This window comes from Azospirillum endophyticum (assembly GCF_016595245.1).
Taxonomy (GTDB): domain Bacteria; phylum Pseudomonadota; class Alphaproteobacteria; order Azospirillales; family Azospirillaceae; genus Azospirillum; species Azospirillum endophyticum.
This window is the reverse complement of record NZ_JAENHM010000088.1, coordinates 116528-136897: the sequence shown is the minus strand read 5'-3', so window position 1 is coordinate 136897 and position 20370 is coordinate 116528. Positions and strand designations below refer to the sequence as shown.

General features: G+C 67.0%; 16 protein-coding genes. 6 read left to right on the top strand and 10 right to left on the bottom strand.

The window, feature by feature from the left end:
* Position 1: 1 nt before the first annotated feature.
* The gene (locus JHL17_RS35110; protein WP_200199290.1) at positions 2-1777 is read right to left on the bottom strand and encodes an SLC13 family permease; all 1776 of its coding nucleotides are present in this window, start codon (positions 1775-1777) and stop codon (positions 2-4) included.
* Between the two features lie 62 nt (positions 1778-1839).
* Positions 1840-3864 carry an AsmA family protein gene (locus JHL17_RS35105; RefSeq protein ID WP_200199289.1) on the bottom strand — a complete coding sequence of 675 codons (2025 nt, stop codon included), beginning with the start codon at positions 3862-3864 and terminating at the stop codon, positions 1840-1842.
* A 225-nt stretch (positions 3865-4089) separates the two neighbouring features.
* Here JHL17_RS35105 and JHL17_RS35100 point away from each other — a divergent pair, with 225 nt between their 5' ends.
* From JHL17_RS35100 to JHL17_RS35090, 3 genes are read left to right on the top strand one after another with little or no spacing between them, the layout of a single operon-like run.
* Complete coding sequence (locus JHL17_RS35100; protein ID WP_200199288.1) at positions 4090-5193, top strand: hypothetical protein; 1104 nt, start codon at positions 4090-4092, stop codon at positions 5191-5193.
* Positions 5194-5195: 2 nt separating this feature from the next.
* The gene (locus JHL17_RS35095) at positions 5196-6497 is read left to right on the top strand and encodes a hypothetical protein (protein ID WP_200199287.1); all 1302 of its coding nucleotides are present in this window, start codon (positions 5196-5198) and stop codon (positions 6495-6497) included.
* Positions 6498-6535: 38 nt separating this feature from the next.
* Positions 6536-6910, top strand: a complete 375-nt coding sequence (locus JHL17_RS35090) for a hypothetical protein (protein WP_200199286.1) — start codon at positions 6536-6538, stop codon at positions 6908-6910.
* 9 nt (positions 6911-6919) lie between these two features.
* On the opposite strand, the gene JHL17_RS35085 is transcribed toward JHL17_RS35090, so the two are convergent.
* A complete protein-coding gene (locus tag JHL17_RS35085; RefSeq protein ID WP_200199285.1) occupies positions 6920-7822 on the bottom strand; it encodes a DMT family transporter in 903 nt (300 codons plus the stop codon).
* Between the two features lie 427 nt (positions 7823-8249).
* On the opposite strand from JHL17_RS35085, the gene JHL17_RS35080 reads away from it, so the two are divergent.
* On the top strand, positions 8250-10097 hold the full coding sequence (locus JHL17_RS35080; protein WP_345773941.1) for a methyl-accepting chemotaxis protein: 1848 nt from the start codon (positions 8250-8252) through the stop codon (positions 10095-10097).
* A gap of 48 nt (positions 10098-10145) precedes the next feature.
* Here JHL17_RS35080 and JHL17_RS35075 read toward each other — a convergent pair whose 3' ends face one another.
* A complete protein-coding gene (locus tag JHL17_RS35075; RefSeq protein WP_200199284.1) occupies positions 10146-10613 on the bottom strand; it encodes an Lrp/AsnC family transcriptional regulator in 468 nt (155 codons plus the stop codon).
* A gap of 134 nt (positions 10614-10747) precedes the next feature.
* Here JHL17_RS35075 and JHL17_RS35070 point away from each other — a divergent pair, with 134 nt between their 5' ends.
* Positions 10748-11788 (top strand): zinc-dependent alcohol dehydrogenase family protein, encoded by a 1041-nt coding sequence (locus JHL17_RS35070; protein WP_200199283.1) that lies wholly within the window; start codon positions 10748-10750, stop codon positions 11786-11788.
* 61 nt (positions 11789-11849) lie between these two features.
* Here JHL17_RS35070 and JHL17_RS35065 read toward each other — a convergent pair whose 3' ends face one another.
* From JHL17_RS35065 to JHL17_RS35055, 3 genes are all read right to left on the bottom strand, one after another.
* The gene (locus JHL17_RS35065; protein WP_200199282.1) at positions 11850-13052 is read right to left on the bottom strand and encodes a CaiB/BaiF CoA transferase family protein; all 1203 of its coding nucleotides are present in this window, start codon (positions 13050-13052) and stop codon (positions 11850-11852) included.
* A gap of 224 nt (positions 13053-13276) precedes the next feature.
* Complete coding sequence (gene gabT / locus JHL17_RS35060; RefSeq protein WP_200199281.1) at positions 13277-14566, bottom strand: 4-aminobutyrate--2-oxoglutarate transaminase; 1290 nt, start codon at positions 14564-14566, stop codon at positions 13277-13279.
* Positions 14567-14589: 23 nt separating this feature from the next.
* Positions 14590-16050, bottom strand: a complete 1461-nt coding sequence (locus JHL17_RS35055) for an NAD-dependent succinate-semialdehyde dehydrogenase (protein WP_200199280.1) — start codon at positions 16048-16050, stop codon at positions 14590-14592.
* A gap of 218 nt (positions 16051-16268) precedes the next feature.
* Between JHL17_RS35055 and JHL17_RS35050 the strand changes: the two genes are divergently transcribed.
* Entirely contained in the window at positions 16269-16835 is a 567-nt protein-coding gene (locus JHL17_RS35050; RefSeq protein WP_200199279.1) for a cupin domain-containing protein, read from the top strand.
* 132 nt (positions 16836-16967) lie between these two features.
* Here JHL17_RS35050 and JHL17_RS35045 read toward each other — a convergent pair whose 3' ends face one another.
* From JHL17_RS35045 to JHL17_RS35035, 3 genes are all read right to left on the bottom strand, one after another.
* Positions 16968-17798 (bottom strand): ABC transporter permease, encoded by an 831-nt coding sequence (locus JHL17_RS35045; RefSeq protein WP_200199278.1) that lies wholly within the window; start codon positions 17796-17798, stop codon positions 16968-16970.
* Entirely contained in the window at positions 17795-19045 is a 1251-nt protein-coding gene (locus JHL17_RS35040; protein ID WP_200199277.1) for an ABC transporter permease, read from the bottom strand. The genes JHL17_RS35045 and JHL17_RS35040 overlap by 4 nt, the downstream gene beginning before the upstream one ends.
* Before the next feature lie 252 nt (positions 19046-19297).
* Positions 19298-20344: an ABC transporter substrate-binding protein gene (locus tag JHL17_RS35035; RefSeq protein ID WP_200199276.1), complete on the bottom strand. Its 1047-nt coding sequence runs from the start codon at positions 20342-20344 to the stop codon at positions 19298-19300.
* Positions 20345-20370 lie beyond the last annotated feature (26 nt).

Genomic DNA, 20370 nt, shown 5'->3' with positions numbered 1-20370 from the left:
GTCATCGCGGCACGAGCGGCCAGAACAGCGCGATGGCCGCCGTGCCGATCACCACCACCATGATCGACAACGGCAGGCCCAGCCGCCAGTAATCGCCGAAGCAGTAGCCGCCGGGTCCCATCACCAGCGTGTTGCACTGGTGGCCGATGGGGGTCAGGAAGTCGCAGCCCGCGCCGATCGCCACCGCCATCAGGAAGGCGTCGGGCCGCAGCCCCAGATGGGTGGCGAGGCTGGCGCCGATGGGCGCCATCACCAGCACGGTCGCGGCGTTGTTCAGGAAGGGCGTCACCGCCATCGCCGCCACCATGATCATCGCCAGCGCCCCCACCGGCGGCAGGCCCTGCGACAGGTCCGACAGGAAGCCGGCGATCAGTTCGGTGCCGCCGGTGGTGCGCAGGGTCTCGCTGACCGGGATCAGGGAACCGAGAAGGACCAGGATCGGCCATTCGATGGCCTCGTAGGCGGTGCGCAGGCTGACCACCTTCAGCGCGGTCATCGCCACCGCGGCGCCGAAGAAGGCGATGGCGACGGGCACCAGGCCGGTGGCGATCAGCGTGACGGTCACCCCCAGGACCGCCACCGCCACCGCCCGTTTCGGCGTGCGGCCGATGGCGAGGTTGCGCTCGGCCAGCGGCAGGCAGCCCAATTCGGCCAGCGTGTCGGACACGGCGGCCTGCCGGCATTGCAGCACCACCAGATCGCCCGACTGCAGACGGACCCGGCGCAGCCGCTGGCGGATCGGCCGGCCACGCCGGCTGAGCGCCAGCAGGTTGGCGCCGAAGCGCTCGCGCAGGTTCACCTCCTCGATGCTGTGGCCGATCATGGCGGAGCGCTGCTCCACCACCGCCTCGACCACGGCGATGTCGTCCTCGTTCTCGACCCCCTCCTGGTCCTTGTCGTGCATCATGCGCAGGCCGGCGCGCTTGACCAGATCGGCCAGCGCCGTGGTGTCGCCCTCCAGCACCAGGATGTCGCCGGCGAACAGAACCCAATGGCCCGAGGGCACGTAGCGACGGTAGTTCTCGCGCACGATGGCGGCGACGGTCACCTCGCTCTCGCCGAGGGCCTCCAGCTCCGCCACGGTGCGGCCGACGAACGGCGACCCGGCGGGCAGCCGCGCCTCCGCCGTATAGTCGTCGATGTTGAAGGCCGGGCCGGCTCCCGCCGCCCGCCCCTTCGGCAGCAGCCGGTAGCCCACCGTCAGGAAGGCGACGCCGAACAGCGCGATCACCATCCCGACCGGCGTGAAGTCGAACATGTGGAAGGGCTCGCCGGTCATCTCGGCCCGCACGCGCGAGACGATGATGTTGGGCGAGGTGCCGACCAGCGTCATCAGCCCGCCCAGCAGCGAGCCGAAGGCCATCGGCATCAGCAGCATCGACACCGGCGTGCCGCTGCGCCGCGCCACCTGCAGCGCGATCGGCATGAAGATGGCCAGCGCGCCGATGTTCTTGACGATGGCCGACAGCAGGGTCACCGCCCCGGCCAGCACCGCCACCTGGGTCCAGACGCCGGTCATCCGCGCGGTGAGCGGACGCATCGCCGCCTCCACCACGCCCGACCGGCCAACCGCGGCGCTGACCACCAGGGCCGAGCCGACGATGACGACGATGTCGTCGGAGAAGCCCTGGAAGGCCTCCTTGGCCGGCACGATCCCGACGGCGACCGAGGCCAGCAGCCCGATCATGCCGACGAGGTCGTAGCGCAGCCGGTCCCAGATCAGCAGCGCGATCACCGCGCCGATGATGCCGAACGAAAACATCTGGTCGATGGTCATAGGGAAGGGATGCGTCCTGCCTGCCGTTCACGATGGCCGGATCGGACGGGAGCGGCGTCCGGTCAGCGCGCCGAACCCGACGCCTTCCCTTCTCCACGGCCATTGCCCGACTTGCCGGATGCCGGCGCCCCCTTGTCGGGGGACCGGGCATCCCGCACCAGCCGGCCACACTGTGGCTGCTCATCACTGCCTGGGTCAAGGAAGGGCAGCACGCCGGCCAGCGGCGTCAGCAGAACCCCAAGCGCCACCGCCGCGGCCCCGCGTGCCGCCGACTCGGTGGGATCGACGCCGATGTCGGGATTGCCGAGCGTCCCGCCGACCAGAACCGGGACATGGGTGGCGAAGACCTGCGGCGATTTGGAATCGCCGACGATGCGCAGGTCGAGCGCCTCGTTGCGCAGGCTGATCGTTCCCTTGCCGGTGACCAGGGTCTCCGGCGTGTCCAGCACCAGCGCCTCGGCCCGGGCGATGCCCTTCTCCACCGACAGGTTGCCGACCAGGCAGTTGAAGGGAAGAGGCTGGGACCCGGAGATCACGACGCCCAGCGTTTCCAGGATGTTCGTCTTCAGCCCCTTGACCGCGAGGCTGGTGACCCGGCCGCCGTCGACCGACACGCCGATCTTGCCGTCGGACGTCGCGAGCAGGTCGGCCACCGTCTTGCCGGTTCCGGCCAACTGGATGCGGCCGGCCACCGTTCCGCCGATCTGCCCGGCGAGAGACGTCTCGCTGAAGAAGGAGGACAGCTTCATGGCACGGATGTCCAGGTTGGTGCGCATCGCCGGCACCTTGCGGCTGCCGTCCACCTGCACCGTCCCGGCGATCCGCCCGCCGCCGATGCCCAGCGACAGAGGATCGAAATGCAGGTCGCCGTTGGTCAGCCTGACCCGCATGTCCAGGTCCTGGAGCGGGGCGAAAGGCGCCTCCACCCGCTGGCCGCGCAGCCGGACGTCCATATCGGTGTTGCGCAGCATCTCCACGTTCACCGGAGTGGCGGGGATGACGCGGCCGTTGCCGCGGGTCGGGTAATCGCCGGTGCCGCGGGGAGAGGCGCCGACCAGACCGGCGAGATCCTGCGCCGCCAGCCGGGTGGAGGTCAGGTCGGCCTTCACCAGCGGCCGCTCGCCGCCGGTCTTCACCGATACCTCGCCGGACAGGTCGCTTTCGCCGACCTTGCCCTTCATGCTGCGGAAGGCCCAGAGGTCGCCCTCGCGCGACAGATGGCCGGCGATGGAGTAGGGCCGCGTCTTCGGCGTCGGGATGCCGACGATGGGGAAAATCTCCGCCATGTCGGGGCCGCTGAGGGCGACGGACAGGTCGACCCCCTCCATCTTCACCGGTTCGGCGATGGAACCTTCGATATGGCCCTTGGTCTTGCCGACGGCGGCGTCGACCTTCAGCGGATAGGGCTTGGGGTCGTCGCGCAGGTAGAGGAGCGACCCACCGACAGCAGCCAGGGTGAACGGCTTGCCGGCGAAACTGCCCTTGCCGTTCAGCTCCACGGTATCGCTGTCGTTGCCGCCGGTCGCGGTGTTGATGGTGTTGTCGATGTCGATGTCGCTGGTGGGATCGCGGTAGCGGATGGCGCCGTCGGCGATCACCAGCCGCTCGATCACCGGAATGTCGCCGCGATTGTCGGGAGTGGCCGCCTGCTTCGCCACCTCCTTCTCCGCATTGGGCGGACCGAAAGTCCAGTTGGCCTCGCCCTTCCCGTTCTTCTCCAGAATCAGCTTCGGCCCCTGGATCTTCAGCTCCGGCAACTCCCAGTCGCCGCGCAGCAGCGGCCAGGGGCGCAGCGTGGCATCCAACGCCTTGATCTCGGCCATCGTCTTGTCCTGGGCCCACTCCGCATTGGCGACGCGCAGCCCTTCCAGATGGATGCGGATCGGGTCGCCGAGATGGACGCGCAGGTCGCCGTCGATGGCGACCTCGCGGTTCAGCGCCGCGGAGGCGCGTCGGGCGACGAAGCCGCGGGCGTCGTTCCAGTCGAACAGCACCAGCACCGCGCCGACTCCGACGACGACGAGACCGACCAAGCCGAGCAGCCCGTAGCCGATCCATTTGAACACCAATCCCGCACCCTTTGCCATACCGTCGGCCCTCCCCCACACCGTCCCTTTCATCGACAACGGACGAAGCGGCTCATCAGTGAAGGCCGGAGACGGGGGTTACCGCAAGAGATCCGGGCGCTCCCTCCAAAAGTCATATATTTCCGTTGCCGCTTATATTGGATTTAACGCAAAGTTCAGCATCTTAGCGTCGTAATCGCACGGACATCCGGTTTCACACCCCTGGCAGCCACGGCCGCAGACACGATGCGTTCACTGACCAATTTTGCCCCGTCCACCTTCGAGGAACGCGGTGCCGCCGTGGCCTTCACCACGCCGGTCCTGGCCCAGACCCGGGCGCGCAAGGACAGCCGCGACCAGCTGGAGGTGCTGGTGCCCAACCTGTCGGAAGGGCGCGGCGTCTATGTGGTTCCGTGGAAGTCGCTGCCGCTGGCCTTCCCGATGACGGTCCATGACCGGATGCTGCACGACCTGATCGCCAAGGCCGACGCCTGTTCGCCCGACGACATCCGCAAGGCGGTGCTGGAGGCGGCGCGCTGCGGATTGGCCGGCGCCGGCGCGGTGTCGGCGGCGGAAGCGGCGCTGAAGGACGACGAGGAGCAGCGGCTGCTGATCAACTACCAGCTGATCGTGGAGGCGCTGAAGGCGGTCGGCCTGGAATCGACGGAGATCCTGCGGGTCGGCCTGACCTCCGCCGAGGGACAGAAGCTGACGCGCGACCTGATGATGAAGGCGGCGCAGCGCCTGGCGCTGGAACCGACCGAACTCTATGGCCGCATCGCCGAGCTGGCGGTGCTGATGGAATCGATCGGGCTCGCCAGTTCGCCCAAGCCGGCCCGGCTGCGTCGGCTGATGCGCGACCTGAACGGCTTCCGCGACAGCATGACCGACTGGGCGACCGACAACGTGTCGGAAGCCGCCCCCATCGGCGGCTTCTGTGCCGAGGTGGCGGAACACACCGTCAATCATGCCCGCAACGTCATCGGCCAGCTCGATCAGGCGATGGCCTCCTTCGAAACGCTGCTGCGCCAGTGGGAAACCAAACGGCCGCAGATCCGCAAGGCGTCCAGCCGGCTGTCCTGGCTGCTCGACGGCTGGGAATACCTGATCCTGCTGTGGAGCGACGCCCTGACCCAGGACCGCCACACCCAGGCCATGGCGGTCCACGACATCTTCCGGGTCATCCCCCTGCTGCCCAAGGACGAGGGACGCGCCAACCAGTCGCAGATGGCGGACACGCTGATCTCCAGCCACAAGCGGTCGGTGCGGGCCTATGTCGACTGGCGCAGCGGCCAGCTCGACGTCGATCTCGTCATGCGGATCGAGACGATCAAGGGAAGGGCGGCCTGACCATGGAGATGAGGGATCTGGTCGCGCTGGGCGACAAGCTTCTGGACATCGACGAGGCCAAGTTCCGCCAGGTGGTCGATCTGCTGGAGCGGATGAACGACCACCCGGACATCCTGCGCACCATCGCCGTGATCCGTCCCCGGCTGATCGAGCTGCGGCTGAACCGCCGGCCGACGCTGAAACGCCTGTTCTGCGACCCGTTCGAGGACCTGTTCGAAGCGCTGGGCAAGGCCGACCCGGTGCCGCTGAGCGTGATCGAGCGGGCGTTGATGAACAGCCTGTGGCCGCTGGTGGAGGCGGAGATCGGCAAGGAACGGCTGCGCGCCTTCCGCCCCGCCCTGCAATACGGACCGGAACGCAAGGCGCTGAGCGAGGCGTTCTGGACCGAATGCGCGGCCGCGGTGTCGAAGATCGCCGAGGGGGCGATATCCGGACATTACAGCGATGCGCTCGAGCTGCGGATGAATCCCGACCGGACGCGGGCGTTGGCGGACATCGCCACCATCCTGTCCATCGCCCCCGATGTGATCGAGTTGAAGGCGGCGCTGTCGCCCAAGCCGGTGCCGAAGCTTCACGCCGACCATATGGAGGCGATCCAGACCATCGGCCGGCGTATTTCCCGCGCCAGGCCGGCGGCGCTGAAGATCTTCGTGCTGCTCGCCGCGTCGCGCCTGACCGACCCGTCGGTCCTGTTGAGCGGGCTGTGGGACATGGATTTGGGCCAGAAGCCGGCCGACCGCGCCAGCCTGTTCATGTCGCTGAGCGGGACGGTGGTCGCCCAGATCGAGGAACGGTCGCGCGCCTGGCAAACCGCCGCCGGTGGCGACCGCATGGCGGTGGCCGACCTGGCGCTCCACCTCGTCGCCAGCCTGGACGCTACCCGCGCGGCGATGGAGCACAGCCGCAACAAGGAGTTCGATCGGCGGCTGAAGGACATCCGCAGTTCCGTCCACGCCATGGTGAACACCCAGGTGCTGCAGGACGCCGACGCCGGCATCGTCGCGGCGATCGGGGCGCTGGACGGCGGCAGCGACGGGCGGGCCCAGCTGGTCCGGGCGGAGAACCATGCCCGGGCGCTGCGCAAATGCGCGACCATCGCCGATTCCCTGGGATTGCGCGGCGAGCTGCGGGAGATGACCCGGAAGACCACGGTCACGCTGACCGAAAAGGCCCAGCAGGCGCTGGCCGGCCCGGCCGGCAACCCGCGCACCGGCTATACCGCCATCCGCATGATCGAACTGATTGCCGGCCCGGCCGAAGCGAATAAGATCATGGACGGGATCATGAGCGGCGGCCGGCGTTGACTGCGCTGCCGGGTTGTACGGTGGGAGAGGAAGAGGCCATGGGAACGGGATACACCGGGTGGGAGCTGCCGGCCGACGAGCGCGGCCGCCTGCTGGCCCTGGTCCCGCCGCGCTATGAGCGGCTGGTCGCCGACCATGTGACCCACATCTTCGGCACCGGCCCGCAGGAGCCGCTGCCCACCGCCGCCGAGGCGGAGGTGATCGGCTGCGCCGACGACGGCGAAGGGGTGCAGGCGCTGGTCGTCGCCATCGGCGGCACCAGCGAGCGGCCGGACGGCTCCACCTACCACATCACCTGGTCGCTGGAGCCCGACCGCCGCCCCATGGAGTCCAACGACGTCATCCACGACTATGGCTGGCGCCCGGTGGAGCCGGTGACGGTCAGGCTGGTCCCGCGCTTCTTCGGACGGTGACCGTCCGCCTCACGGCACCTCCGCCACGCCCTCGCCCGCCACGCCGCGCTTGAGGCGTTGCTCGCGGTAGACGATGAACAGGCCGCTGCCGATGATCAGCGCCGCCCCCACCCCCATGCGCGCGGTGGGTGCCGTGCCCCAGACCGCGAGGTCGAGGATCACCGCCCACAGGATCGACACATACTGGAACGGCACCACCACCGCGGCCGGGCTGAGCTGGAGCGAGCGGTTCATCATGGCGTGGCCGGCCAGCGCGGTGACGCCCAGCAGCCCCAGCAGGATGAAGCCGAGCCAGCCCGGCGCCTCCCAGGTCCAGGGCAGCGTCACCCCGCCGATCAGCAGACCGCCGACCATCTGGTTGCCGACCAGCGTCAGGCTGGAGGCGGAGCGCAGCACGCGGGTGGAGATCACGCCGCTCGAGAAGATGAAGGCGCCGACCAGCGCCACCAGCGACGGCCACAAATCGAAGCGGCCGGTCGGGTTCAGCACGATGACGACACCGACGAAGCCGACCAGCACCGCCACCCAGCGGCGCCAGCCCACGTTTTCCCGCAGGACCAGCACCGACAGCGCGGTGACGATCAGCGGCGCCGACATGTAGATGGTCATCACGTCGGCCAGCGGCAAATAGCCGACCGCCCAATAGAAGCAGGCGACGTCCACCGTCATCAGCAGCACGCGCAGGATGTGGAGCGGCAGCCGGTCGACGGCGAAGACCGTGGCGATGCCTTCGCGCCAGATCATCGGCGCCAGCACCGCCAGCCCGAACAGGCTGCGCACGGCGAGCAGCATGGCGACCGGATGGTCGGCCACCAGCCATTTGCCGAGCGCGTCGTTCAGCGTGAAGAGCGTCATCCCGCCCAGCATCATCAGGATGCCGCGGCGGGTGTCGGTCGCGGGGGCCGCGGTCATGGAAGGGTCCAGGGGTTTGTTGCAAGCGTGAACCACAGGAATCGCAGGCTGAAGACTGCGATCGCCCCTGCGGGGGAAGCGATATTGCGGGAATGGCGGTCGAACGCAACCCCTGCCTGAGGGACGGGAGCGATGCCGAATGGGCGCTGGCCCGCGCCGACCGCCGCTGGCGCCGATGCCGATGCACCTCCGAACAAGGCGGGATCGCATTCTCCGCCGTCGGAAGCATGACCGCGGAGGTCACTCCGGGGGCGACAGTGCAGCCCTTCACGACCGTGAAATAAAACATCCGTTTCGCGAAATTATTCTCCAGGGTTACGGATCATGTGATTGGGAATGTGGATATTTTTCTTACAGATAATCACACAAACGCAGATATCTCTCTGGATAGGGAAAACATCAATGAGATGAATCAAAGTACAACTACATGTCGCTTTTTAACTATGCCTTAATTTTGCATCTGGAATACTTCCTATCACTCATCGCGAAGAACTCAAATCTCGGTTTAGTTTCTTTTTATGTCGCTGCCTTAAGGTGCAAAACCGTCGATGCACTCTTGGCGTATGGATTGGGAGAGGAAGAAACGATGTTCAACCTTGCAAACGTCTCGATTGCCAAGAAGATTGCCGGTGCTTTTGCATCTGTGGTTGCAATTGCCTTGGCTGTCGCTTTCTCCAGCTATTCGAAGCTTTCGTTCATCGAGACGTCGAGCGGCTGGACGGTCCACACATACGAGGTGCTCGAGGAAGTCTCCATCATCCTGGGATCGGTGGTGAACCAGGAGACCGGTGTCCGCGGTTATCTGATCTCCGGCGACGAGAAGTTCCTCGAGCCATATCGGACAGGCCAGCGCGGCTATGCGGATGCCTTTGCAAGGGCGAAGCAGTTGACGGCCGACAACCCGGCGCAGCAGGCACGCTTCGCCGAGGTCGATCGCTTCTATCAGATGTGGCGGACCACGATCGCCGAGAAGGAGATCGCGCAGATGGCAAGACCCGAAACCCGTGAGCAGGCCCTCGCATTGGCGGCTTCCGGCGCGGGAAAAGTGTCGATGGACGGTGTGCGCGGCAAAATCGCGGAGATCGACAAGGCGGAACGCGATCTCCTCGGCAAGCGTGCCGTCGATCAGGCCGAAGCGTTCTCCACCTCCTACACCGTCAATCTCGCGGGCAGCGGGCTCCTCCTCCTCCTGGCGATCACGGCCGGCATCCTGCTGTCGCGCGGCATCGCCACGCCGATCCGCGGCATGACTGCCGTCATGGGCAAGCTGGCAGCTGGGGACAACGGCGTACAGATCGACGGACAGGAGCGCCGCGACGAGATCGGCGCCATGGCCAAGGCCGTCGAAGTGTTCAAGCGGAACGCCATCGACAATGCCCGGCTGGAAGCCGAACAGCAGGGACTGAAGGCGAAGGCCGAGGCGGACCGCAAGGCGTCCATGGCGGCGCTGGCCCAGAGTTTCGAAGCCAGCGTCAAGGGCGTGGTGGAAAGCGTCGCCACGGCATCCGGCAATATGCAGTCGGTCGCCACGACGATGGTCGGAACGGCGGAACAGACCAGTCATCAGGCCAGCGCCTCGGCCGCCGCGGCCGAGCAGACCTCCGCCAACGTCCAGACCGTCGCCGCCGCCGCCGAGGAGATGTCGGCATCGCTGCTCGAAATCTCCAAGCAGGTCAGCACCTCGTCGCAGATCTCCGCACAGGCGGTCAAGGACGCGGAGCGGACCAACGGCACCGTCGCCGGTCTGGCGAACGCCGCGCAGAAGATCGGCGAGGTGGTGACGCTGATCCAAAGCATCGCCGGCCAGACCAACCTGCTGGCGCTGAACGCCACCATCGAGGCGGCACGGGCGGGCGATGCCGGCAAGGGCTTCGCCGTCGTCGCCTCGGAAGTGAAGAATCTCGCGACCCAGACCGCCCGCGCCACCGACGAGATCGCTGCGCAGATCGCCACGATGCAGGCGGTGACGAGCGAAGCCGTCAACGCCATCAAGGGGATCGGTGCAACGATCACCCAGATGAGCGGGATCGCCACCGCGATCGCCTCGGCGGTGGAGGAGCAGAACGCGGCGACCGGGGAGATCTCGAGGAACGTGACGCAGGCCGCCTCCGGGACCATGGAGGTCTCCAGCAACGTCAGCGAGGTCCAGAAGGCTGCCAGCGAGAGCGGCAGCATGGCCGGCCAGGTTCTCGATGCCGCCGGCGAACTGTCGCGCGAAGCCAAGACGCTCAGGTCCGCGGTCGACGAGTTCCTCAGGGGTGTTCGCGCGGCCTGATACCGCATACCCTCGGCGATCGCGCGGACACTTTGCGCGATCGCCGACCTATCCCAGGACGGGCAGCCTGTTCGTCGCCTTCATCTCGCGCAGGGACAGGTTCGACCGGATGCTGGCGACGCCCGGAAGCTTCCTCAACACCTGATCCACGAAGCCGCTGTAATCGTCGAGATCCTGCGCGACGACCATCAGCAGGAAATCCGCCTCACCGGTCGTGTTGTGGCAACTCAGCACGTAAGGGCAGGCCTGGATGATCTGTTCGAACGCGGCGGTCACGTCCTCTCCATGCTGGGTGCAGACGATCTGCACGAACGCCATCACGCCGAACCCCAGCTTCCGGCGGTCGAGAACCGCCTGATATCCTTTGATGACGCCACAATCCTCCAGACGTTTCTGGCGTCTCCAGCAGGACGCTTCGCTGAGCGAGAGCTGCTCGGCGAGCTTGGCGTTGGACAGCCGGCCATCCCGCTGCAGCCGATCCGCAATCGCGGCATCCACCTTATCAAGCGTGTCCATGACGAGGAATTCTTTCAAGAAGGCACCGACAGCCGGAAGAGTGCTTCATCTTTCCAACGCGGGCAATCGCCGATTGAAAGGCAATTTCAGGGGGATCCCAGTACAATGGCGGAAAGTCCCAGGAGGAGAGCCCGATGAAAGCGGTGGTCTACGAGGCGTTTTCCGCACCCCCTCGCATCATGACGGTGCCCGATCCGACACCGGAGGCGCACGGCGTCGTCGTCAAGGTGATGGCGACCGGGGTTTGCCGCAGCGACTGGCATGGCTGGGTCGGCCATGACGCCGACATCCAGCTTCCCCATGTTCCCGGCCATGAGCTGGCCGGCATCGTCGAGGCGGTCGGCCGGGACGTGACGAAATGGAAGGTCGGCGACCGGGTGACCGTTCCGTTCGTCGGCGGCTGCGGCGCGTGTCCCGAATGCCATTCCGGCAACCATCAGGTTTGCGACCGGCAGTTCCAGCCCGGCTTCACCCATTGGGGATCCTTCGCCCAATATGTCGGCCTGCATCAGGCGGACATCAATCTGGTGCGGTTGCCGGAGACGATGGACTTCACCACCGCCGCCAGCCTCGGTTGCCGCTTCGTGACCTCCTTCCGCGCCGTCGTCGACCAGGGCAAGGCTTCGGCCGGCCAGTGGGTCGCCGTTCACGGCTGCGGCGGCGTCGGCCTGTCGGCGGTGATGATCGCCAACGCGGTGGGCGCCAATGTCGTCGCCATCGACATTTCGGAGGAAAAGCTCGGTCTGGCCCGCGCGCTGGGTGCCGTCGCGACTGTGAATGCGGCCGAGGTCGGGCAGGTCGCCGAGGCCGTCATCGAGATCACGCGGGGCGGTGCCCATGTCTCGCTCGACGCGCTGGGCCACCCCACCACCTGCTTCAACTCGATCAGCAACCTGCGCAAGCGGGGCAAGCACGTCCAGGTCGGCCTGATGCTGGCGGAGAACAGCACGCCCGCCATTCCGATGAGCCGGGTCATCGCCCAGGAGCTGGAGATCCTCGGCAGCCACGGCATGCAGGCCCATCGCTATGACGCGATGCTGGAGATGATGCGGTCCGGAAAGCTGGCGCCCGAGAAGCTGATCGGCAAAACGGTCACGCTGGAACAGTCCATCGACGCCCTGATGGGCATGGACAGGTTCGAGGGTGCCGGCGTCACCGTGGTGACGGAGTTCTGACGGCGGAGTTCGAAGGGCGGAGCCGGAAAAGCCGTGGCTTTCCGGCTGCCCGAACCGGCGGTCAGATCACGCCCTTTTCCCGCAGGGCCGTGATGTCGGCCTCGCCGAGGCCCAAGGCTTCCGCCAGCACCGTGTCGGTGTGCTGGCCCAGCGTCGGCGGGGCGGTGTCATGGACCAGCGGGGTGCCGCTGTAGCGGATCGGGCTCGCCACCGTCGGCACGCTGCCCTGGGTCGGGTGCGGCAGATCCTGGTGGATGTTGCGGGCCTGGACCTGCGGATCGGCGAAGACCGCGGTCAGGTCGTTGATCGGGCCGCAGGGAACGCCGACCTGTTCCAGCGCGCCCAGCCAATCGTGGCTGTCGCGGGTCCGGATCAGTTCCTCCAGCACGGCCACCAGCTCCTTGCGGTTGGCGACGCGGGCCGGATTGGTGGCGTAGCGCTCATCCCGCGCCAGATCGGGACGGCCGGCGACCGTGCAGAATTTGGCGAACTGGCCGTCGTTGCCGACCGCCAGGATGATATGGCCGTCGCGGGTGGCGAAGGCCTGATAGGGCACGATGTTGGGGTGGGCGTTGCCGAGCCGCTGCGGCGCCTTGCCGCCGACCAGGCAGTTCATCGCCTGGTTCGCCAGCACCGCCACCTGGACGTCGAGCAAAGCCAGATCGACCTGCTGGCCCTCGCCGGTACGGTCGCGATGGGCGAGCGCGCCCATGATGCCGATGGTGGCGTAGAGGCCGGTGAAGATGTCGGTCACCGCGACGCCGACCTTGACCGGACCGGCGCCCGGCTCGCCGTCGGGCTGGCCGGTGATGCTCATCAGCCCGCCCATGCCCTGGATCATGAAGTCGTAGCCGGCCCGGTTGCGATACGGCCCGGTCTGGCCGAAGCCGGTGATCGAGCAATAGACCAGCCGCGGGTTAACCGCCTTCAGGCTGTCATAGTCGAGGCCGTATTTGACCAGCCCGCCGACCTTGAAATTCTCGATGACGACGTCGGCCTGGGCGGCAAGCCTGCGGACGAGTTCCTGCCCTTCCGGCCGTTCGAAGTCGATGGTGATCGACCGCTTGCCGCGGTTGGTCGACAGGAAATAGGCCGACTGGTCGCCGGCCCAGGGCGGACCCCAGGCCCGGGTATCGTCGCCGGCACCCGGCCGTTCCACCTTGATCACGTCGGCGCCGAGATCGGCCAGCGTCTGCGCCGACCACGGTCCGGCCAGCACGCGCGACAGCTCCAGCACCCGGATGTGCGACAAGGGTCCGGCCAAGGTCTTCCTCCTGCTTTATTGGCTCTCCCCCGCCCTTGAGTCCCCTCTCCCCCCTGGGGAGAGGGTTAGGGTGAGGGGGATGCATTGCGGAGCCCCAAGGACAATGCCGGCGCTCCGCGTTGCTTGATAATCCTCGCCATGCGACCCCCTCACCCTTCCCAAGCTCCGCTTGGGCCCCTTCCCTCTCCCCGGGGGGGAGAGGGGGGCTTTGGGGGCGGAAGAGGTTACGCCGACACCAGTTCTTCCAGGGAACGCTCGATGATGTCCAGGCCTTCGTCGACCAGGGCGTCCGAGGCGGTCAGCGGGACCAGCACGCGGATGACGTTGGCATAGGTGCCGCAGGACAGCAGGATCAGACCCTTTTCCGCCGCCTTGGCGACCAGCGCCTTGGTCAGGTCGGCCGCCGGCTCCTTGGTCTCGCGGTCGGTGACCAGCTCCATGGCGACCATGGCGCCCAGGTTGCGGACGTCGCCGATCACCGACAGGCTGTTGCGCTGGGCCATGGTGCGGAAGCGGCCGGCGATGCGCTCACCGAGCGTCTCGGCGCGCTCGATCAGCTTCTCTTCCTCGATGACGTCGATGACGGCCAGCGCGGCGGTGGTCGCCAGCGGGCTGCCGGCATAGGTGCCGCCCAGGCCGCCGGGGATCGGGGCATCCATCAGCGCCGCCTTGCCGGTCAGTGCCGACAGCGGGAAGCCGCCGGCCAGGCTCTTCGCCATGGTGACGAGGTCCGGCTCGATCCCGGCATGCTCGACGGCGAACATCTTGCCGGTGCGGGCGAAGCCGGTCTGGATCTCGTCGACGATCATGACGATGCCGTGCTTGTCGCAGACCGCACGCAGCGCCTGCAGGAAGGACGGGCTGGCGATGTTGAAGCCGCCCTCGCCCTGCACCGGCTCGATGATGATCGCGGCGACGCGGGCCGGATCGACATCGGACTTGAACAGGGTGTCCAGCGCCTTCAGGCTCTCCGCCTCGCTGATGCCGCGATAGGCGTTGGGGAACGGCACATGGAAGATCTCGGCCGGGAACGGACCGAAGCCGACCTTGTAGGGCACGACCTTGCCGGTCAGGCCCATGGTCAGCAGCGTGCGGCCGTGGAAGCCGCCGGAGAAGGCAACCACGCCCGGACGGCCGGTGGCGGCGCGGGCGACCTTGACGGCGTTCTCGACCGCCTCGGCGCCGGTGGTGAAGAAGGCGGTCTTCTTCGGGGTCGGGCCGGGGACCAGCGCGTTCAGCTTCTCCGCCAGCTCGACGAAGCTGTCATAGGGCGTGACCATCGCGCAGGTGTGGGTGAAACGCTCCAGCTGGGCCTTAACCGCCTCCATCACCTTCGGATGGCGGTGGCCGGTGTTCAGCACGGCGATGCCGCCGGCGAAATCGATGAAGCGCTTGCCCTCGATGTCCCACATCTCCGAATTCTCGGCACGGTCGATGTAGAAGGGCATGCCGGCGGAGATACCACGGGAGACGGCGGCCTCGCGCCGGGCGACGAAGGACTGGTTGGTGCTCATGGTCCGATTTCCTTTGACGAGGGTCAGGCGCCGAGGCCGACGCAGAGGTATTTGACTTCCATGAAATCATCGAGGCCGTATTTGGAGCCTTCGCGGCCGATGCCGGACTCCTTGACGCCGCCGAAGGGAGCCACCTCGGTCGAGATGATGCCCTCGTTGATGCCGACGATGCCGTATTCCAGCTTTTCCGCCACGCGCCAGACGCGGCCGATGTCGCGGCTGTAGAAATAGGCGGCGAGCCCGAACTCGGTGTCGTTCGCCATGCGGATGGCGTCCTCTTCCGTCTCGAACTTGAACAGCGGGGCGACCGGGCCGAAGATCTCCTCGCGGGCGACCCGCATCTCGGTGGTGATGCCGGTCAGGATGGTCGGCTCGAAGAAGGTGCCGCCCAGCGCGTGGCGCTTGCCGCCGAGAGCGATCTTGGCGCCCTTCTCCAGCGCATCGCCCATCAGCTCTTCCACCTTGGCGACCGCATCGGCATTGATCAGCGGGCCCTGGGTGACGCCAGCCTCGGTGCCGTCGCCGACCTTCAGCGCCTTGACCGCCTCGCCCAGCTTGGCGGCGAAGGCGTCATAGACGCCGGCCTGGACCAGCAGGCGGTTGGCGCAGACGCAGGTCTGGCCGGCATTGCGGTACTTCGACGCCATGGCGCCCTTGACCGCCTCGTCGAGGTCGGCGTCGTCGAAGACGATGAAGGGGGCGTTGCCGCCGAGCTCCAGCGACACCTTCTTGACCGTGCTGGCGGCCTGCCGCATCAGCAGCTTGCCGACCTCGGTCGAGCCGGTGAAGCTGACCTTCCGGACGATCGGGCTGTGGGTCAGCTCGTTGCCGATGGCGGCCGGCTCGCTGCCCATGACGATGTTGAAGACACCGGCCGGGAAACCGGCGCGCTCGGCCAGCTCGGCCAGCGCCAGCGCCGACAGCGGGGTGTCCTCGGCCGGCTTGACCACCACGGTGCAGCCGGCGGCCAGCGCCGGAGCCACCTTGCGGGTGATCATGGCGTTCGGGAAGTTCCACGGCGTGATCGCCGCGACGACGCCGATGGCCTCCTTCAGCACGACGATGCGCTTGTTGGCGGCGAAGGACGGGATGACGTCGCCGTAGGCGCGCTTGCCCTCCTCCGCGAACCACTCGATGAAGGAGGCGCCGTAGACGACCTCGCCGCGCGATTCGGTCAGCGGCTTGCCCTGCTCGGCGGTCATCAGCTGGGCCAGATCCTCCTGCGCGGCGAGGATCAGGTCGTACCAGCGGCGCATGATGGCCGCGCGCTCCTTGGCGGTCTTGGCCTTCCAGCCCGGCAGGGCGGCGTTGGCGGCGTCGATCGCCTCGCGCGTTTCGGCGGCGCCCATGTCGGACACTTCGGCGATGACGGCGCCGGTGGCCGGGTTGGTGACCGGGAAGCTCTTCCCGGAATCGGCCGCGCGCCACGCACCGTTCACGTAGCCCTTGGTTCGGAGAAGGCCCTGGTCGTTCAGCGACAGCATGTTCGATCCGCCCTGGATGAAGGAATATGGAACCGGCCGGCCGCGCCCGGCGGAAACATCCTTGCAGTTCAAGGGTTTCCTGTGCGGGGGCCTGGACCTTGGACAGAAGCCTACCATGTTTAATAAATTAAACAACCCCTGTTTAACTGTTCATATTCTGATGACGGGGTTGCGCGGATGGGCTATTGCCTTAATGGAAGCGGAGCAGGAGTCCGGTGATGGAATTCGACGTCGGCGCCAGGTTGAAGCAGATCCGCGAACAGCATGGGCTGTCGCAGCGGGCGCTCGCCCAGCTGGCCGGAGTGACCAACGGCACGATCTCCCTGATCGAGCAGAACCGCAGCAGCCCGTCGGTGTCGTCGCTACGCAAGGTGCTTCAGGGCATCCCGATGACCTTGGCCGAATTCTTTTCCTCCGACGACCTGCCGCCGCCCGAGCAGATCTTCTTCAAGGGCGACGAGCTGATCGAACTGGCCGGCGAGCTGAAGGGCACCGTCGGCCAGGTTTCGTTCCGGCAGGTCGGCGACCTGCGCAGCCGCAACCTGCAAATCCTCCACGAACGCTATGCTCCCGGCGCCGACACCGGCCGCACCATGCTCCAGCACGAGGGCGAGGAAGGCGGCATCGTCATCAGGGGCCAGATCGAACTGACCGTGGGCGACCGCAAGCAGCTGCTCGGCCCCGGCGACGCCTATTTCTTCGACAGCCGCATCAGCCACCGGTTCCGCAACATCGGCGAGGTGGAGTGCGAGGTGATCAGCGCCTGCACGCCGCCGTATCTGTGACCTTGCTGAGTTAGCCCCCCACCTAACCTCCCCCGCTCTCGCGGGGGAGGGACTGCCGCCACTCTCCCGCATCAGCACCTGCCCCCTCCCCCGCCCAGCGGGGGAGGGTTGGGGTGGGGGGTAACGCCTCCCCTACTCCGCATTCCCCTTCAGCCGCTCGTTGCGCCGGCGCAGGATTTCCAGCGTCGACAGCATGCAGACCGAGATCACCGTCAGCACCACCGCCACCGCGGTGATGGTCGGGCTGATGTTCTCGCGGATGCCGCTGAACATTTCTCTAGGCAGCGTACGCTGCTCGGGACCTGCGAGGAACAGCACCGTCACCACCTCGTCGAAGCTGGTGGCGAAGGCGAACAGCGCGCCGGACGCCAGACCCGGGAGGATCAGCGGCAGGATCACCTTGCGGAAGGTCAGCAGCGGCGGCGCCCCCAGCGAGGCGGCGGCGCGCGCCAGCGTCATGTCGAAGCTCTGCAGGGTCGCCGACACGGTGATGACGACGAAGGGCGTCGCCAGCGCGGTATGGACCAGGATCAGACCGAGATAGTTGCCGGTCAGCCCCAGCGGCGCGAAGAAGAAATAGACGCCGACCGCGGTGATGACGACCGGCACCACCATCGGCGACAGCACGACGGCCAGCACCAGCGGCTTCCACTTGCTCTTCCACTGGGCCAGCCCCAGCGAGGCCAGCGTGCCCAGCACCATCGACAGCATGGCCGAGGCCACGCCGATGATGACGCTGTTCTTCAGCGAGTTCATCCAGCGCGCCGAGCCGAGGAAATCCTCGTACCAGCGCAGCGACAGGCCCGGCAGCGGATAGGTCAGGTAGGTGCTGGAGCTGAAAGAGAGCGGCACGATCGCCAGGATCGGCGCCATCAGGAAGATGAACACCAGGGTGGAGGCGACCACCGTCGCGATCCAGGCGGCGCGCTGGCTGGCGGTCTGGGGGGATTGGTTCGCGCTCAATTCTTCAGACCTCCCGTCGTCTGGCGGCCGAGCGCCAGCTTGCCGTAAAGCAGCGCCAGCACCACGGTGGAGAGCAGCAGCACCGCACCCAATGCCGAGGCGAGGCCCCAGTTGACCGTTTCCGTGGTGTAGAAGGCGATGAAGGACGAAATCATCTGGTCGGCGGCCCCGCCGACCAGCGCCGGCGTGATGTAGTAGCCGATGGCCAGGATGAAGACGAGCAGGCAGCCGGCGCCGATCCCCGGGATGGTCTGCGGCAGGTAGATGCGCAGGAAGGCGGTCGCCGGCGGCGCGCCGAGCGAGGCGGCGGCCCGCATGTAGGCCGGCGAAATGCCGCGCATGACGCTGTAGAGCGGCAGGATCATGAAGGGCAGCAGCACATGGGTCATCGCCATGTAGACGCCGAACCGGTTGTAGATCAGCCGCAGCGGCTCGTCGATCACGCCCAGCCATTGCAGCGAGCCGTTGACGATGCCCTCGCTCTGCAGGATCACGATCCAGGCGCAGGTGCGCACCAGCAGCGAGGTCCAGAAGGGCAGCAGCACGAAGATCATCAGCAGGTTCGACCGGCCGGTCGGCAGGTTCGCCAGCAGATAGGCCACAGGGAAGCCCAGCAGCAGGCACAGTGCCGTGACGCCGAAGCCGATGGTGAAGGTGCGGATGAAGACGTCGCGATAGATCGCCTGGTCCGCCGGCGACTGGACGATGGCGCCGTCCGGGTTGCGGGTCAGGTCGACCGCGGCCAGCAGGTAATAGCTGGTGACCGGGCCGCTGGCGCTCTTGATCGCCGTCCAGCTTTCGCGCTCGCCCCAGGCCGGGGCGATTTCGATCATCGTATCCTTCGCGGTGCCGGGAGCGGGCTGCTCCTTCAGCTTGCGGCCGGTCGACAGCAGCGTCGTGCGAAAGCCGTTGACGACATAGTTCAGCCGCTTGGCGGCGACGGCCAGGGTTCCGGCCTCGCGCGCGGTGCGGATGTCGGCGGCGAGCGCGGCGAAGGCGGCCTCGTCGGGCAACCCCTGGCCGTTCCAATGCCCCAGGGCCGCCACGGTCTGCGGCATCACCTGCGGCACCTCCCAGTCGTCCACCGACTTCCAGATCATGCCGGCGAGCGGCACGACGAAGGTGAACAGCAGGAAGGCCAGCAGCGGCAGCACCAGCCCCAGCGCACGGAACTGCCGGGTCCGCTCGGCCCGTTTCAATCGACGCTTCAACGGCACGTCGGCGCCGGCAACGAAGGCGGCTGTCATCGGCATTGTCCTGTTGGAAAAACGCGGGCGCAAGAAACCCCGAAATCCGGGACCATCCCCTCTCCCCCCGGGGAGAGGGTTAGGGTGAGGGGGACGCATGGCGTCCGGTCACCGCAGGGCGGGCAGTGATCCGCCGGAAAATATAATGGAGAAGCACCGTTCGACCCGATGCCTGCCGCTGTGCATCCCCCTCACCCCGACCCTCTCCCCGGGGGGGAGAGGGGGAAGAGTGCCGTTACGTAAAGCTAACGCTTACTTCGCCGCCCACTTGTTGAAGCGTTCGGTCAGGCGGTCGATGTTCTCCAGCCAGAAGTCGGTGTTGATCTCGATCGCGTTCTTCATGTTGTCCGGCGCGGTCGGCAGGTCGGCCAGGACCGCCTTCTGCAGCAGCGACGGGGCCTTCTTGTTCGACGTGCCGTAGGCGATGCCTTCGGACAGCTTGGCCTGGTTCTCCGGCTTGCCGACGAAGTTCAGGAACTTGTAGGCGGCATCGACGTTCGGGCTGCCCTTCAGGATGACCCAGCTGTCGACGGTGTAGAGCGCGCCGTTCCACACCATGCCGAAATTCTTCTTCTCGTTCTTGTTGGCGGCGTCGATGCGGCCGTTGTAGACCGACGTCATCGCCACTTCGCCGGACGCCAGCAGCTGCGGCGGCTGGGCGCCGGCCTTCCACCAGACGATGTCGTTCTTGATGGTGTCGAGCTTCTTGAAGGCGCGGTCGATGCCGGCCTCGGTGCCCAGAACCTTGTAGACGTCGGCCGGGGCGACGCCGTCGGCCATCAGCGCGATCTCCAGCGTGGTCTTGGCGCCCTGGCGCAGACCGCGCTTGCCCGGGATCTTCTTGGTGTCGAAGAAATCGGCCCAGCTCTTCGGCGCGTCCTTCAGCTTGTCCTTGTCATAACCGAGGACGAAGTCATAGACGATGGCGCCGACGCCGCAGGCGTTGACGGTGGACGGCAGGTAGCTGTCCTCGCCGCCGATCTTGGAGAAGTTCATCTTCTCGTACAGGCCCTCGTCGCAGCCGAGCGCCAGCTCCTCGCTCTCGACCTGCACGACGTCCCAGGTGGAGGCACCGCCCTGGACCTTGGCGCGCAGGACGCCGACGCCGCCATCCCAGGATTCGTCGTTCATCGGCGTGCCGCTCTCCTTGAACGGACCGAAATACACCTTCTTCTGGACGTCCTGATAGGCGCCGCCCCACGACACGACGGTGAGGTCGCGGGCGCTCGCGGCCGATGCCAGGGCCGTGAGGGCGGTGAAAGTCGCGACGAAACCGAGAGCCACCTTTTTCTTCGACATAATCCCCGTCCTTATTCGTCGTGGTC